The organism is Cedecea neteri (assembly GCF_000758305.1).
GTDB lineage: Bacteria > Pseudomonadota > Gammaproteobacteria > Enterobacterales > Enterobacteriaceae > Cedecea > Cedecea neteri_C.
Genome location: NZ_CP009458.1, coordinates 2,123,117 through 2,136,587, shown reverse-complemented (window position 1 = coordinate 2,136,587; position 13,471 = coordinate 2,123,117). Strand labels below are relative to the sequence as shown.

Below are 13,471 nucleotides of genomic sequence, written 5' to 3'. Positions count from 1 at the left end.
CCCTCATTATTAAATTAATCAACGTTCAAAGGTGGAACCGGCTTACCTGTCCGCTCGTAAAAATCCGTCACGAAGTGGTCTAATTTACCCTCTTCAATGGCCTGACGTAAACCAGCCATTAAACGCTGGTAATAGCGCAGGTTATGAATGGTATTGAGACGCGCGCCCAGTATTTCGTTGCAACGGTCGAGATGATGCAAGTAGGCACGTGAATAATTGCGACACGTATAGCAATCACACTCGGCATCGAGCGGGGCGGTGTCATCTTTATGCTTAGCATTACGGATTTTCACTACGCCATCCGTCACGAACAGGTGACCGTTACGCGCATTACGAGTTGGCATGACGCAGTCGAACATGTCGATCCCGCGGCGTACCCCTTCAACCAGGTCTTCCGGTTTACCTACGCCCATCAGGTAACGTGGTTTGTCGGCAGGGATTTGCGGGCAGACGTGCTCCAGAATACGGTGCATGTCTTCCTTCGGCTCACCTACCGCCAGGCCGCCGACAGCGTAGCCATCAAAGCCAATCTCTACCAGACCTTTTACCGAGATATCTCGTAAATCTTCGTAAACGCTGCCCTGAATAATGCCGAACAGCGCATTTTTATTCCCAAGGGAATCAAAACGATCGCGGCTACGCTGCGCCCAACGCAGGGACATTTCCATGGAGCGTTTCGCGTAATCCCAGTCCGCCGGGTACGGCGTACATTCGTCGAAGATCATCACGATATCGGAACCCAGATCGTACTGAATTTCCATGGATTTTTCAGGATCGAGGAAAATAGGATCGCCGTTGATCGGGTTGCGGAAATGCACGCCCGCTTCGGTGATCTTACGGATGTCGCCCAGGCTGAACACCTGGAAACCACCGGAGTCCGTCAGGATTGGGCCTTTCCACTGCATAAAATCATGCAGGTCGCCGTGCAGTTTCATGATTTCCTGGCCTGGACGCAGCCATAAATGGAAGGTATTGCCCAGGATAATCTGCGCGCCCGTGGCTTCAACTTCTTCCGGCGTCATCCCTTTTACGGTGCCGTAAGTGCCCACCGGCATGAAAGCCGGGGTTTCGACGGTGCCACGTTCAAAGACCAGGCGACCGCGTCGTGCGCGGCCGTCGGTGGTATCTAATTCAAATTTCACATTTCCTCCAGCACCAGAGAAACAGTCTGGTGAGTCAATTAACGCCGTGGGCGGTGCTCACGGCGGAATAAGCTGGGGTGGGTTACCCTCACCCCGGCCCTCTCCCTGGAAGGGAGAGGGGGAAAAGAAGACCTGGTTAGGGTGAGGGGCAATCACGCCCCTGGGCGTTCGTTTATCGCCTGCGGATTACAAGTAATGAACATCGCGTCGCCGTAGCTAAAGAAGCGATATTCCGCTTTCACCGCTTCGTGGTAAGCGTGCATTGTATTTTTATAACCGGCAAACGCGGAGACCAGCATAATCAGCGTAGACTCTGGCAGGTGGAAGTTCGTCACCAGCGCGTCGATCACTTTGTACTGATAGCCCGGGTAGATGAAGATTTGGGTATCGCCGAAGAACGGCTCGATCAGGTCGTTTTTTGCGGCCTGAGCGGCACTTTCCAGCGAACGTACCGACGTGGTTCCTACCGCAATAACGCGGTTGCCCCGCGCTTTACAGGCCAGCACTGCGTCCACAACGTCCTGAGGCACTTCGGCATACTCAGAGTGCATGATGTGGTCTTCAATGCTGTCCACGCGCACCGGCTGGAACGTCCCCGCCCCAACGTGCAGCGTGACGAACGCCATATCAACACCTTTATTACGCAGTTTTTCCAGCAACGGCTCGTCAAAGTGCAGACCCGCTGTCGGCGCAGCAACGGCCCCTGGCTTCTGGCTGTAAACCGTTTGATAAAGCTCGCGGTCTGCTTCTTCATCCGGGCGGTCGATGTACGGCGGCAGCGGCATGTGGCCGATGTTATTCAGAATATCCAGTACGGCGCGCTCGTCGTTAAACTCGACTTCAAACAGCGCATCGTGGCGCGCAACCATGGTGGCGTGTACGCTTTCATCATCACCCAGCAGCAGCTCGGCACCGGGTTTTGGCGCTTTAGAAGCGCGAATGTGTGCCAGAATGCGTTTATCATCCAGCATTCGTTCGACCAGCACTTCAATTTTCCCGCCGCTGGCTTTACGGCCAAACAGACGAGCCGGAATAACGCGGGTGTTATTGAACACCAGCAGGTCGCCGGGGTTGAGCTTGTCGAGCAAATCGGTGAAAGTGCCATGCGCCAATGCGCCCGTCGGCCCGTCCAGCGACAGCAAGCGGCAGCTGCTGCGCTCGGCTTGCGGATAATGAGCAATCAGGGATTCAGGCAGTTCAAAGGAAAAATCAGCAACGCGCATGGTATAGCACTCAGACTTAAAAACAGGCGGCTTAGTCTAGTGGCAGGGGGCTTTCCCTGCAACACGTTTACCCCGCTCAGGCCGTTTTAACGCCATAAATGGAATAACTATTCGATGAATTTTCTCGCCCACCTGCATCTGGCACATCTGGCCCAAAGTTCACTGCTGGGAAATTTGCTGGCGGATTTCGTGCGCGGCAGCCCGGACGACAGCTTTTCGCCCGAGGTCGTGGCCGGAATTTATATGCACCGCAGAGTCGATGTCCTGACGGACGGGCTGCCGGAAGTGGCTCTTGCGCGAGGCTGGTTTGGCCCTAAAACGCGTCGCGTGTCGCCTATTTCGCTGGACGTGATGTGGGACCACTTCCTGTCGCGCCACTGGGATAAAGTCTGCCCCGATATCGAGCTTGAAGATTTTGTCGCCTATGCTCGCGGCCAGATTGTGCCAAAGCTTGACGACACGCCGCCGCGTTTCATTAATCTCAATAACTATTTGTGGCGCGAACGCTGGCTGGAGCGTTACCAGGATATGGACTTTATTGCTAACGTTCTCAATGGGATGGCAAGCCGTAGACCAAAACTCGATGCCCTGCGAGATTCCTGGCACGATCTCGACGCCCATTATGACCAGTTGGAGGAGTTGTTCTGGCAGTTCTACCCGCGCATGATGGCGATGGCGGAACAAAAAAGTTTGTGATCGTTCGCGGTTCACGTTAGAACAACTTGCCCTTTTTAGAAAAAGGGCTATCTTGGTTACCGGCATCAACATAAGCGTCTTTTTGATAGCCAAAACCTATCTGATTGATTGGCAAGATGCCATTGAGCTACATGGAATGGAGCCCCTATACTCCCCCCGTTGCGTTAACATTCACTTTAACAAAATTAACAGGAGTACATATGGTCCTGGTTACTCGTCCAGCCCCTGACTTTACCGCTGCTGCCGTTCTGGGCAATGGCGAAATCGTTGAAAACTTCAACTTCAAAAAACACACCAACGGTAAAGCCACCGTTGTGTTCTTCTGGCCGATGGACTTCACCTTCGTTTGCCCGTCTGAACTGATCGCGTTCGACAAGCGTTACGAAGAATTCCAGAAACGTGGCGTAGAAGTCGTTGGTGTATCTTTTGACTCCGAGTTCGTACACAACGCATGGCGTAAAACCCCTGTTGATAAAGGCGGTATCGGCGAAGTGAAATACGCGATGGTTGCTGACATCAAACGTGAAATCCAGCAAGCCTACGGCATCGAACACCCGGAAGCGGGCGTTGCGCTGCGCGGCTCCTTCCTGATCGACAAAGCCGGTATCGTTCGCCACCAGGTTGTGAACGATCTGCCGCTGGGTCGTAACATCGACGAAATGCTGCGTATGGTTGACGCGCTGCAGTTCCACGAAGAGCACGGCGAAGTGTGCCCGGCTCAGTGGGAAAAAGGGAAAGAAGGCATGAACGCGTCTCCGGACGGCGTTGCTAAGTACCTGAGCGAGAACGTTGCTAAGCTGTAATCGCTAAGCAAGCTCGAAGAAAAGGCCGCGATTGCGGCCTTTTTTGTTTTTGTCAGAAGGCAAAGCAGGAACAGCCCATCACGCCCCAGAACGCCGTCTCATCGCCGACGGGAATCGAGGATTTACGCGCCACGTCATGCTGATGCCCGTGGACGTTACAGCTGCCACAGCACTGATGTACCGTTGCCATCATCCCCACTTTTGCCGCTGCAGGCGGCGCGGAACGGTAATGCCCCGGCACGTTCACCACAGGCGACCAGTCTGGCAAAACGGGAATGGCAGGCGGAGCCAGAGGAGTGAACGCACCAGTGGCATAAACCACTTTTCCATCCACCACGGTCATCACCGATTCAATCCCTTTGATAGCCTCTTCCGGCACACTGAAGTAGTCCTGAGACAGCACGACCAGGTCAGCCAGTTGCCCGGCCTGAATCCGCCCTTTCTTGCCCTGCTCGTTAGAGAACCAGGCGCTGCCCGCAGTCCAAAGCTCAAGGGCGACATCGCGGGACATACGGTTATTCTCGTCGTACATCTGCATCCCACCCACCGTGCGCCCGGACACCAGCCAGTAAAGCGCCGTCCAAGGGTTGTAGCTGGCCACGCGCGTGGCATCAGTGCCTAACCCCACGGGTACGCCCGCCGCGAGCATTTTCGCCACCGGCGGCGTTTGTTTCACCGCTTCAATCCCGTAGCGCTCCGCATAGTATTCACCCTGGAAAGCCATGCGGTGCTGAACTGCAATCCCACCGCCCAGCGCCTTAACCCGGTCGATGTTGCGTTCGGTAATCGTCTCCGCGTGGTCAAACAGCCAGTGCAGACCGTTGAACGGAATATCGCGATTGACCTTTTCGAACACGTCCAGCATACGGCTGATGGACTCGTTGTAGGTGGCATGTAATCGGAACGGCCAGCGGTGTTCAACCAGGTGGCGTACCACGCGCTCCAGCTCCTGCTCCATACCGTCCGGCAAATCCGGGCGTGGCTGCAGGAAGTCTTCAAAGTCTGCTGCCGAGAACACCAGCATTTCGCCAGCCCCGTTGGCGCGATAGAAGTCGGTCCCCTGCCCCGGCGTCAGCATATCGGTCCATTTTTCAAAATCTTCCAGCTCATGCTGAGGGCGCTGGGTAAACAGGTTATAGGCAATGCGCACCGTCATCTGCTTTTTGCTGTGCAGCTCGTCGATAACCTGGTAATCCTCTGGGTAGTTCTGGAAACCACCACCCGCATCGATCGCGCTGGTCACGCCCAGGCGGTTCAGCTCACGCATAAACTGCCGAGTTGAGTTCACCTGCATCTCCAGCGGCAGCTTTGGTCCTTTTGCCAGCGTGGAATAAAGGATCATCGCGTTAGGCTTCGCCACCAGCATTCCGGTTGGATTTCCGTTGCCGTCACGGACAATCTCGCCGCCCGGCGGGTTCGGCGTCTCTTTGGTGTAGCCCACCGCTTTCAACGCGGCCCGGTTGAGCAAGGCTCTGTCATACAAGTGCAGAACAAATACCGGCGTATCAGGCGCAGCTTCGTTTAGCTCTTCGATGGTAGGCCTGCGCCGTTCGGCAAACTGGAACTCTGTCCAGCCACCTACCACGCGAACCCACTGCGGGGACGGCGTACGCAGCGCCTGTTCTTTTAGCATGCGTAGAGCATCGGCCAGCGAAGGCACACCTTCCCAGCGCAGCTCAAGGTTATAGTTCAGTCCACCGCGAATCAGGTGCAGGTGCGAATCGTTCAGGCCCGGGATTACTGTATGGCCTTTCAAATCGACGACCTGAGTACCTTCTCCGGCAAAGCTCATCACATAAGCGGTGCTGCCTGCCGCCAGAATTTTACCGTCTTTAATCGCTACCGCTTCGGCCAGCGGATTCTCTTTATCCAGCGTGTGAAACTGGCCATGAGTCAAAATCAGTGAGGCATGTTGAGACATAATCAGGGACTCCTGAGAAATCATGCTTTTTTAAGCCAACCGGCAAATAGCTTCGTCACCATCGGCATCCAGAGCCAGACCACCAGCGCCACCACGCAGGCATCGTTAAGCAAGTGCCCGGGAAGCGTGCCGCGTAAACCAGGGAACAACATACCCGTCAGCCACGGCACGAGGTTGGTACTGGGGAAAATAACCAGCAGCGTGATCAGGAACTGCTTCCACTGCGGCGGACGTTTCACCGTGGCGCTTTCCGGCGTAAACCAGAAGGCCGTTTCGGTGTGCACCTGCACTTTGTCATCGTCGGCAAGCGAAGATTTGATCTCTGCCACAAGGCGATGGCGCTCGGGGGAATCAGTCCAGGCATTGAGATGTTCGAGCGTGTCGAAGCGAATCACCACGTTATAGGTGTCGTTCCCGGCCGTGGGGCGAATCACATGGACGCCAAGGTGACCAGGGAACCGAGCGGCGGTCGGCATAATCTTTTCCAGCCATTGCTCATAGCGAGCGGCCTCGCCGGGCCGGATTGCGTGGGTGATCACCAGCGTAACGGTATTGTTGTCGGCCATGCCGCAATTCCTGAGTCAGAATGGGGAGGAAAACGGAGCGGCGAACCCGCCCCGAGTGTGATCCATCAGGCTTTACGTTCGGGCGCGCCGTGAACCATCGTATAAGCGTAGTCGACGCCCATGCCGTAAGCCCCGCTGTGCTCACGAACCAGGTTCATCACCGCGTCGTAAGTTTCTTTGCGTGACCAGTCGCGCTGGTACTCCAGCAGAACCTGCTGCCAGGTCACCGGCACGGCACCGGCCTGCACCATCCGGTCAATGGCGCGTTCGTGGGCATCCGCAGAAGTCCCGCCGGAAGTGTCGGTCACCACATACACTTCAAAGCCTTCTTCCAGCGCCATCAGCGCCGGGAAGGTCAGGCACACTTCGGTCCACAGCGCTGAAATAATCAGTTTTTTACGGCCCGTCGCCTTCACCGCCTCAACAAAGGCTTTATCTTCCCAGGAGTTCATGGAAGTACGCTCAATGGGCTTAATTTCAGGATAAACGGCTAATAATTCAGGCCAGATATAGCCGCTGAAGCTTTTGGTTTCGACGGAGGTATAAATCGTCGGCACCTTAAATATTTTGCCCGCCTTTGCCAGCGCCACAGTGTTATTTTTCAGGATCTGGCGGTCGATATTCGCCACGCCGAAAGCCATTTGCGGCTGGTGATCGATAAAAATAAGGGCGGAGTTAGTTGGGTCGATCAGTTCACGAATAGACATTTTATTCCCTCAGCTATCAATGAGTTATTAAGGTATCCATCTCTGGATGACGCCTTTATTTTCTGCATACTCCCGCAGGGTTGATAGCCGGAATTTTCTAACGTCTTATTTAATTTTTTGGTGATAGACTTTTGCAAGGACAAAGCCCCGAACGGACTATTACTATGCGCGTGAATTTAGATGTGCTGCTTATTCTTGATGCCTTAGACAAGCACGGCAGTTTTGCCGCCGCCGCTGAATCGCTGTTTAAAACGCCAGCCGCGCTGAGTTATATGGTGCAGAAGCTGGAAAACGATCTGAATATTAAACTGCTGGATCGCTCGGGCCATCGGGCCAAATTCACCGATACCGGCAGGATTGTGCTGGAAAAAGGGCGGATGGTGCTCAGCGCCGCGAAGGATCTGGAAAGCCAGGCTTTGCGCTCCACCTCCGGCTGGGAAAAAACACTGACCATTGCGCTGGACGGTTCATTTCCCTTCCACCTCCTACTACCGCTGATGAACGAGTTCTACGCTCTCGACCAGCAGACCACGCTTAATTTTACCCACCATACGCTGGCGGGTGCCTGGGAAGAGTTGACCCACAACGGCGCGAATATCATTCTCGGCGCGATTAACGAGCCGCCGACGTCATCCGAGTACTCCTACAAGATGCTCGGCACGCTGGACAACGTGTTTGTCGTCTCCCCCAATCACTCGCTGGCAAAAGTGGAACATGTGCTTTCCAGCGACGAAGTTTGCCGCCATCGTGCGGCCATCATTGGCGATACGGCGCGTTACTGCCAGCCAATCAACACCAATTACATTGAAGAGCAAGAACGCGTGGTGGTGTACGACTTCCCAAGCAAGGTCGCTATTTTGGTTTCAGGCCTGGCCTGTGGATTTTTACCCCGCCACATCGCCCAACCACTCCTGAACAGCGGCAAACTGATTGAAAAACCGGTTGTGTCGTTCCGCCAGACGGACGTGACCTACATCGGCTGGCATAACCGGGGCGAAGGCCTGGCCGCACGCTGGTGGCGAGAAAAGATCATTGAAGGGGATTTGGTCAATGCCCTTTATCAGCCCCCGACGGAGAGCTAAACCTCTCCCCGCCGGGTAGACGACCTAAAGACTGCGCCAGACAGCGGCGCTGACGGCAGGCAAGTTCAGCTCGCGGTTATTTAGCGCCGCCTCGCCTTCGAGCTGCGTCCAGGCTCTGCCGCTTAGCAAGGCATCCCACGGAAGGGTGACCTGAGCTGCATTGCCACGGTTGATTGCCACCAGAACACGTTCGTTTTGATAAGCCCGCACAAACACCACCACGTCCTGCTCAGCGTAGATGACCCGGCAACCGCCCTGACGCAACGCCCGGCTTTGCTTACGCAGCTTGCCGAGCCGCTGATAAAGCGCCAGCAGATCTGAATCCTGATCTCGCTTATTCCACGGGAAAGGCTTGCGGCAGAAAGGATCGTTGTTGCCATCCAGCCCCACCTCATCGCCGTAATAAATACAAGGCACGCCGGGCCAGGCGTACAGCCAGATGACGGCCAGCGGCAAGCGGGCAACGTCTTTCCCAAGAATCGATTTAAAGCGGGCGGTATCGTGGCTGTCGAGCTGGTTAAACATCCGCAGCTGCTGCTGATGGGAAAGCGCCGAGCGATACTCTTCCATCCATGCCATACAGGTTTGAGCGTCAATATCCTGTGGCTCGTAGGAGATATCGGTGTTTGCCAAAAACCCCCACAGCGGGAAAGTAAACCCGCGATAGTTCATGGCGGCATCTTCTGCATCGGCCTGTAGCCACTGCCGGGCATCGCCGAAATGCTCACCCAGGACGTACGCCTCCCGTTTGGTTTCTTTTGCCGCCCGGGTAATACCGCTGACGTGCAGCAGGTTATTTTTCGCTCCACCACCTTCGCCCAGCATATGCACCACGTCCAGCCGCCAGCCGTCAATGCCCCAGGGCTCCCGCAGCCAGTGCCGCACAATGCTTTGCTCACCGCGATAGATCTCGTCCACCAGCGTGGCCGAGCGATAATCCAGCTTAGGCAGGCTGGAGTAGCCCAACCAGTCCAGTGCCAGCCCTTCATCAGAAAAACTGTACCAGTCGCGCCACGGCGACTGCGGGTTATGGCAGGCGCCGTTCTCACCGTGCTGATGCCGGTCAAACCAGCCGTGGGTATCGCCGCTGTGGTTAAAAACGCCATCCAGCATCAGCTTCATGCCCTGTTTGCGCGTATTTTCCCTCAGCCGCAGGAAAGCGGTGTTACCGCCAAACTGCTCGTCCACCTGCCGGTAATCCTGAGTGTCGTACTTATGCACGCTGGGTGCGGTAAAAATCGGGTTCAGGTAAAGCGCCGTCACGCCGAGCTTTTTCAGGTACGGCAGTTTTTCGCTGATGCCGTCCAGATCGCCGCCGTAAAAGGTCGATCCTCCGGCTTCCCCGGTTAAAGGCTCATCCCACTTCCGGCGGACGATCTCCCGCCCGGCCGCATGATGAAAATAGACGTTATCCTGCTCCGGCTGGCGATTAGCCCCGCGCGCAAAACGATCCGGGAAGATCTGATAGAACACCTGATCCTGCACCCAGTCCGGCCCCTCATCCGGCGTATCGAAGGCGAACTGTTCCAGCCGGGCCGGCGGCGTTTTCTGGAAACCCTGAGGCGTGTACCAGCGCTGCCTGTTCTGCCAGAGCAGCTTAAAGCTGTAGCGACGGCGTGGTTGTCCTTCAGCGGTATCAAGAGTGACTTTCCAGGCGACTACGCCCTCAAGGGGAGCGAGTTTCTGGCGCACCATGACCAGAGAAATCTCTTCGTTATCTTTTTCGCCGCGCAGAATCACTTTTTCCGGCAGGTCGTCCCCCGCCAGCCACAGGGTGATGACAAGGCTGCGTTCCCGCTTCTGGATAAACGGTGCCACCGGCAGGTGCCAGGCATTCAACATAGTAACTTTCCCATCGCTTAAAAATGACGCCACCTTGCCACAGCATAAGGCTTTATCACTCATCATTCCGGGTTAATTTGGGGGAGGACAGGAGGGGTGGAGAGGGGAGAAATTATTCCCCTCACCCCGACCCTCTCCCCAGAGGGGCGAGGGGAAAAAACGAGTGAGGAGAACGCTATTTATCCCCTCTCCCTTCCAGGCAAAAGGAAAAAGAAGCAGCGGAGAACTCTATTTATCCCCTCTCCCTGCCAGGGAGAGGGTTAGGGTGAGGGTAAAAACCAGACACGACGTTCTAGCCGAATCAGCCACTAAACTGGCACTGACTGCGCCTTCAGCCGGCGCTTAACAACCCAGCCTATAAGCAGCAGCACAATCCAGCCACAGCCCACGTACAGCGAAATACGGGTATCCGGGTGGTAGCCAATCAGCCCGATAATAAACACCAGGAACACCAGACCCACCACGGTCGTCGCCACGCCACCAGGGATCGGGAATTTCAGCGCTTTCGCCTCTTCCGGCGACAGGCGGCGGCGGAAGGCAATCTGCGACAGCAGGATCATTATCCACACCCAAACGGTGGCGAAGGTTGCCAGCGACGCAATCACCAGGAAGACGTTCTCCGGCATGATGTAGTTCAGGTACACCGCCAGCAGCAGCGCGCAGGCCATCACCACAACAGTGACCCACGGAATACCGTTACGGGAGGTTTTAGCGAAGATTTTAGGCGCACTACCCTGCTCGGCCATGCCGTGCAACATGCGGCCCACGCCAAATACATCGCTGTTAATCGCCGAGAGCGAAGCCGTGATAACCACAAAGTTCAGAATACCGGCTGCGGCGGTGATGCCCATATGCTGGAAGGTCATCACAAACGGACTGCCTTCGGTACCCACCTGGTTCCACGGATAGATGGACATGATGACGAACAGCGTCCCCACGTAGAACACCAGAATACGCAGCGGCACGGAGTTAATGGCGCGTGGAATGGATTTCTGCGGATCTTTCGCTTCACCTGCGGTGATGCCAATAATCTCAATCCCGCCGTAGGCAAACATCACCATCTGCAGGGACATGATCATGCCCAGCCAGCCGTTGCTGAAGAAACCGCCGTTGCTCCACAGGTTATGGATGCCGGTCGCCTGGCCGCCGTTGCCAATCCCCCACACGATAATGCCGATCCCGGCAATAATCATGATGATGATGGTGGCTACTTTAAAGAACGAGAACCAGAACTCCAGCTCGCCGAACACCTTCACGCTCATCAAGTTAATGGCGCAGATAATCAGTACCACGCTCAGCACCCAGACCCAGTGCGGCACCGCCGGGAACCAGATACCCATGTAGATCCCGAACGCGGTGACGTCGGCAATGGCGACTATCAGAATCTCAAAGCAGTAGGTCCAGCCGGTAATGTAGCCCGCCAGCGGACCAAGGTTGTCCTGTGCATAGCGGGAAAACGAGCTGGCAGCGGGGTTGTGCACCGACATTTCGCCCAGCGCGCGCATGATGATATACGCCGCCACGCCGCCGATGATATACGCCAGCAGAACGCTCGGCCCCGCCATTTTGATAGCGTCCGCCGAACCGTAAAACAGCCCTGTGCCAATCGCCGACCCCAGCGCCATAAATCGAATGTGCCGGGTGCTCAAACCGCGCTTGAGCTTGTTGGTGTTTTCCATGAATCCAAGTACCACGCTTTACAATAAAAAAACCACGGAGGACGACTCCGTGGTTAGTTAGCAATCAAAAACTTAGTGGGCGGCGGAGGTGACCTGGCGCCCTGCTGCTTTGTCCCAGATGGCGGTGATCACCACCATCGCAACGGTCGGCAGCAGCCAGGCAAGTCCCTGATCCGCCAGCGGCAGTTTCGCCGCCCAGCCAGGCAGCATGTCGCTGATGGCCGATGCCTTAATGCCATCAATGATACCAAACAGCAGGCTTATCAGCATCGCCGGGGCGATAACGCGGGTGGAGTTGTTCCACCACGGACGAGTAAAGCTCAGCACCACCAGGGCAATACAAGGCGGATAAATTGCCGTCAGCACCGGGATCGAAATCTGAATCAGGTGGCTCAGGCCCAGGTTGGACACCACCATCGAGAACAGACCCAGGATAAACACCAGCGAACGGTAAGAGAGCGGCAAATACTGGCTAAAGAACTCCGCGCAGGCACAGGTCAGGCCAACGGCGGTCACCAGGCAGGCCAGGAAAATCAGCGCCGCCAGGAAGAAGCTACCGGCGCCACCAAAGGTATGTGCCACATAAGCGTGCAGGATTGCCGCGCCGTTAGCTTTCTGATCGACCAGATTCGCGCTGTCGGAACCGAGGTGGAACAGTGCCAGGTAGATAACCGTCAAGCCGATACCGGCAATCAGGCCAGCCCAGATAGTGTAGCGGGTCAGCAGGCGTGATTCGGTCACACCGCGAGAGCGCGCGGCATTCACGATAACAATCCCGAACACCAGCGACGCCAGCGTATCCATCGTCAGGTAGCCGTTCACGAAGCCGTTAGAAAACGCCGCGTTCTGGTAGGCTTCGGTCGCCGTGCTCAGGCCACCGGCTGGCCACAGCACCGCCCCGGCCGCCAGGATAAGCAGCGCGATGATTTTCACCGGTGCCAGCACGTGGCCCACGGTATCCAACAGTTTGCCAGGATAAAGAGAAATACCGATCACCAGCGCGAAGTACACCAGGCTGTAGATAAACAGCGGCATATCGCCCATGCCGGTCAGCGGGGCAATCCCCACTTCAAAGGAAACGGTGGTGGTACGCGGCGTGGCAAACAGCGGCCCTACGGCCAGATAGCAGACGGTCGCCAGCAAAATACCGGCGCGGCGGCCAATCGGCGAGCTAAGGCTGTCAATACCGCCGCCCACGCGGGCAATCGCCACGATAGTCAGAACGGGTAAACCTACCGCCGTGACCAGGAAGCCAAGCGCCGCCGTCCAGACGTGCTCGCCAGCCTGTAAGCCAACCATAGGAGGGAAAATGATGTTGCCCGCGCCCACAAACAGCGCAAAGGTCATAAAGCCCAGAGCGATGATGTCACGAGATTTCAAATGATAGGTCATAAAATAAAGCAGCCTGTGGATGTGTGGTGTTGAAAATACTCAAATTTTTAAACCGACGTTAAGTCCAAATAACGTTCGGTAAAAACGCGGTTATTACCGGTAACGACAGCGGAATATGCTTCTCCGGATCGGTGGCGAAGAATAGTTAGTCGAATTACCACGCAATTTCAGTCGGTCTGGTAATAACAGGGGGGCAATTAAAACGCTTATAGCGTTTGAAGACAAGAAGGGATCGGGAAACCAGAAATATATCCTTTAAAAATACGCATAAGCAGTGAATAAAGTTGATTATACGCTTTTGTTATGGCTTATCATTCGGACAAAAAAGCATCAATTCGATATTCATCACTTAACGAGTGATGAAAATACAAACAAAAAGGCCAGAAAACTGGCCTGTGGAAAGCGAACTTGACGGTTG

The 13,471-nt window shown here is 55.6% G+C and carries 11 protein-coding genes; 3 read left to right on the top strand and 8 right to left on the bottom strand.

Annotated elements, in window-relative coordinates; genetic code table 11:
- Positions 1-14: 14 nt before the first annotated feature.
- Together tgt and queA are read right to left on the bottom strand one after the other, a co-directional pair.
- Positions 15-1,142, bottom strand: a complete 1,128-nt coding sequence (gene tgt / locus LH23_RS09965; protein WP_039290735.1) for a tRNA guanosine(34) transglycosylase Tgt — start codon at positions 1,140-1,142, stop codon at positions 15-17.
- A gap of 152 nt (positions 1,143-1,294) precedes the next feature.
- Positions 1,295-2,365 carry a tRNA preQ1(34) S-adenosylmethionine ribosyltransferase-isomerase QueA gene (gene queA / locus LH23_RS09960; RefSeq protein ID WP_039290733.1) on the bottom strand — a complete coding sequence of 357 codons (1,071 nt, stop codon included), beginning with the start codon at positions 2,363-2,365 and terminating at the stop codon, positions 1,295-1,297.
- Between the two features lie 114 nt (positions 2,366-2,479).
- Between queA and acpH the strand changes: the two genes are divergently transcribed.
- Together acpH and LH23_RS09950 are read left to right on the top strand one after the other, a co-directional pair.
- Positions 2,480-3,061 carry an ACP phosphodiesterase gene (acpH, locus tag LH23_RS09955; RefSeq protein ID WP_039290730.1) on the top strand — a complete coding sequence of 194 codons (582 nt, stop codon included), beginning with the start codon at positions 2,480-2,482 and terminating at the stop codon, positions 3,059-3,061.
- A 200-nt stretch (positions 3,062-3,261) separates the two neighbouring features.
- Positions 3,262-3,864 (top strand): peroxiredoxin C, encoded by a 603-nt coding sequence (locus LH23_RS09950; protein WP_008454530.1) that lies wholly within the window; start codon positions 3,262-3,264, stop codon positions 3,862-3,864.
- Positions 3,865-3,916: 52 nt separating this feature from the next.
- Here LH23_RS09950 and LH23_RS09945 read toward each other — a convergent pair whose 3' ends face one another.
- From LH23_RS09945 to LH23_RS09935, 3 genes are all read right to left on the bottom strand, one after another.
- Entirely contained in the window at positions 3,917-5,785 is a 1,869-nt protein-coding gene (locus LH23_RS09945) for an amidohydrolase (protein ID WP_039296513.1), read from the bottom strand.
- A gap of 20 nt (positions 5,786-5,805) precedes the next feature.
- The gene (locus tag LH23_RS09940; protein WP_008454525.1) at positions 5,806-6,351 is read right to left on the bottom strand and encodes an antibiotic biosynthesis monooxygenase; all 546 of its coding nucleotides are present in this window, start codon (positions 6,349-6,351) and stop codon (positions 5,806-5,808) included.
- 65 nt (positions 6,352-6,416) lie between these two features.
- Positions 6,417-7,058 carry a hydrolase gene (locus tag LH23_RS09935; protein WP_039290728.1) on the bottom strand — a complete coding sequence of 214 codons (642 nt, stop codon included), beginning with the start codon at positions 7,056-7,058 and terminating at the stop codon, positions 6,417-6,419.
- A 164-nt stretch (positions 7,059-7,222) separates the two neighbouring features.
- Here LH23_RS09935 and LH23_RS09930 point away from each other — a divergent pair, with 164 nt between their 5' ends.
- Positions 7,223-8,140 carry a LysR family transcriptional regulator gene (locus LH23_RS09930; protein WP_039290725.1) on the top strand — a complete coding sequence of 306 codons (918 nt, stop codon included), beginning with the start codon at positions 7,223-7,225 and terminating at the stop codon, positions 8,138-8,140.
- A 24-nt stretch (positions 8,141-8,164) separates the two neighbouring features.
- Here the strand turns inward: LH23_RS09930 and malZ are convergent, their stop codons facing one another.
- From malZ to brnQ, 3 genes are all read right to left on the bottom strand, one after another.
- On the bottom strand, positions 8,165-9,982 hold the full coding sequence (malZ, locus tag LH23_RS09925; protein ID WP_039296511.1) for a maltodextrin glucosidase: 1,818 nt from the start codon (positions 9,980-9,982) through the stop codon (positions 8,165-8,167).
- 308 nt (positions 9,983-10,290) lie between these two features.
- The gene (gene proY / locus LH23_RS09920) at positions 10,291-11,661 is read right to left on the bottom strand and encodes a proline-specific permease ProY (RefSeq protein ID WP_039290723.1); all 1,371 of its coding nucleotides are present in this window, start codon (positions 11,659-11,661) and stop codon (positions 10,291-10,293) included.
- Between the two features lie 72 nt (positions 11,662-11,733).
- Positions 11,734-13,053 (bottom strand): branched-chain amino acid transporter carrier protein BrnQ, encoded by a 1,320-nt coding sequence (gene brnQ / locus LH23_RS09915; RefSeq protein ID WP_039290720.1) that lies wholly within the window; start codon positions 13,051-13,053, stop codon positions 11,734-11,736.
- Between the last annotated feature and the right edge of the window lie 418 nt (positions 13,054-13,471).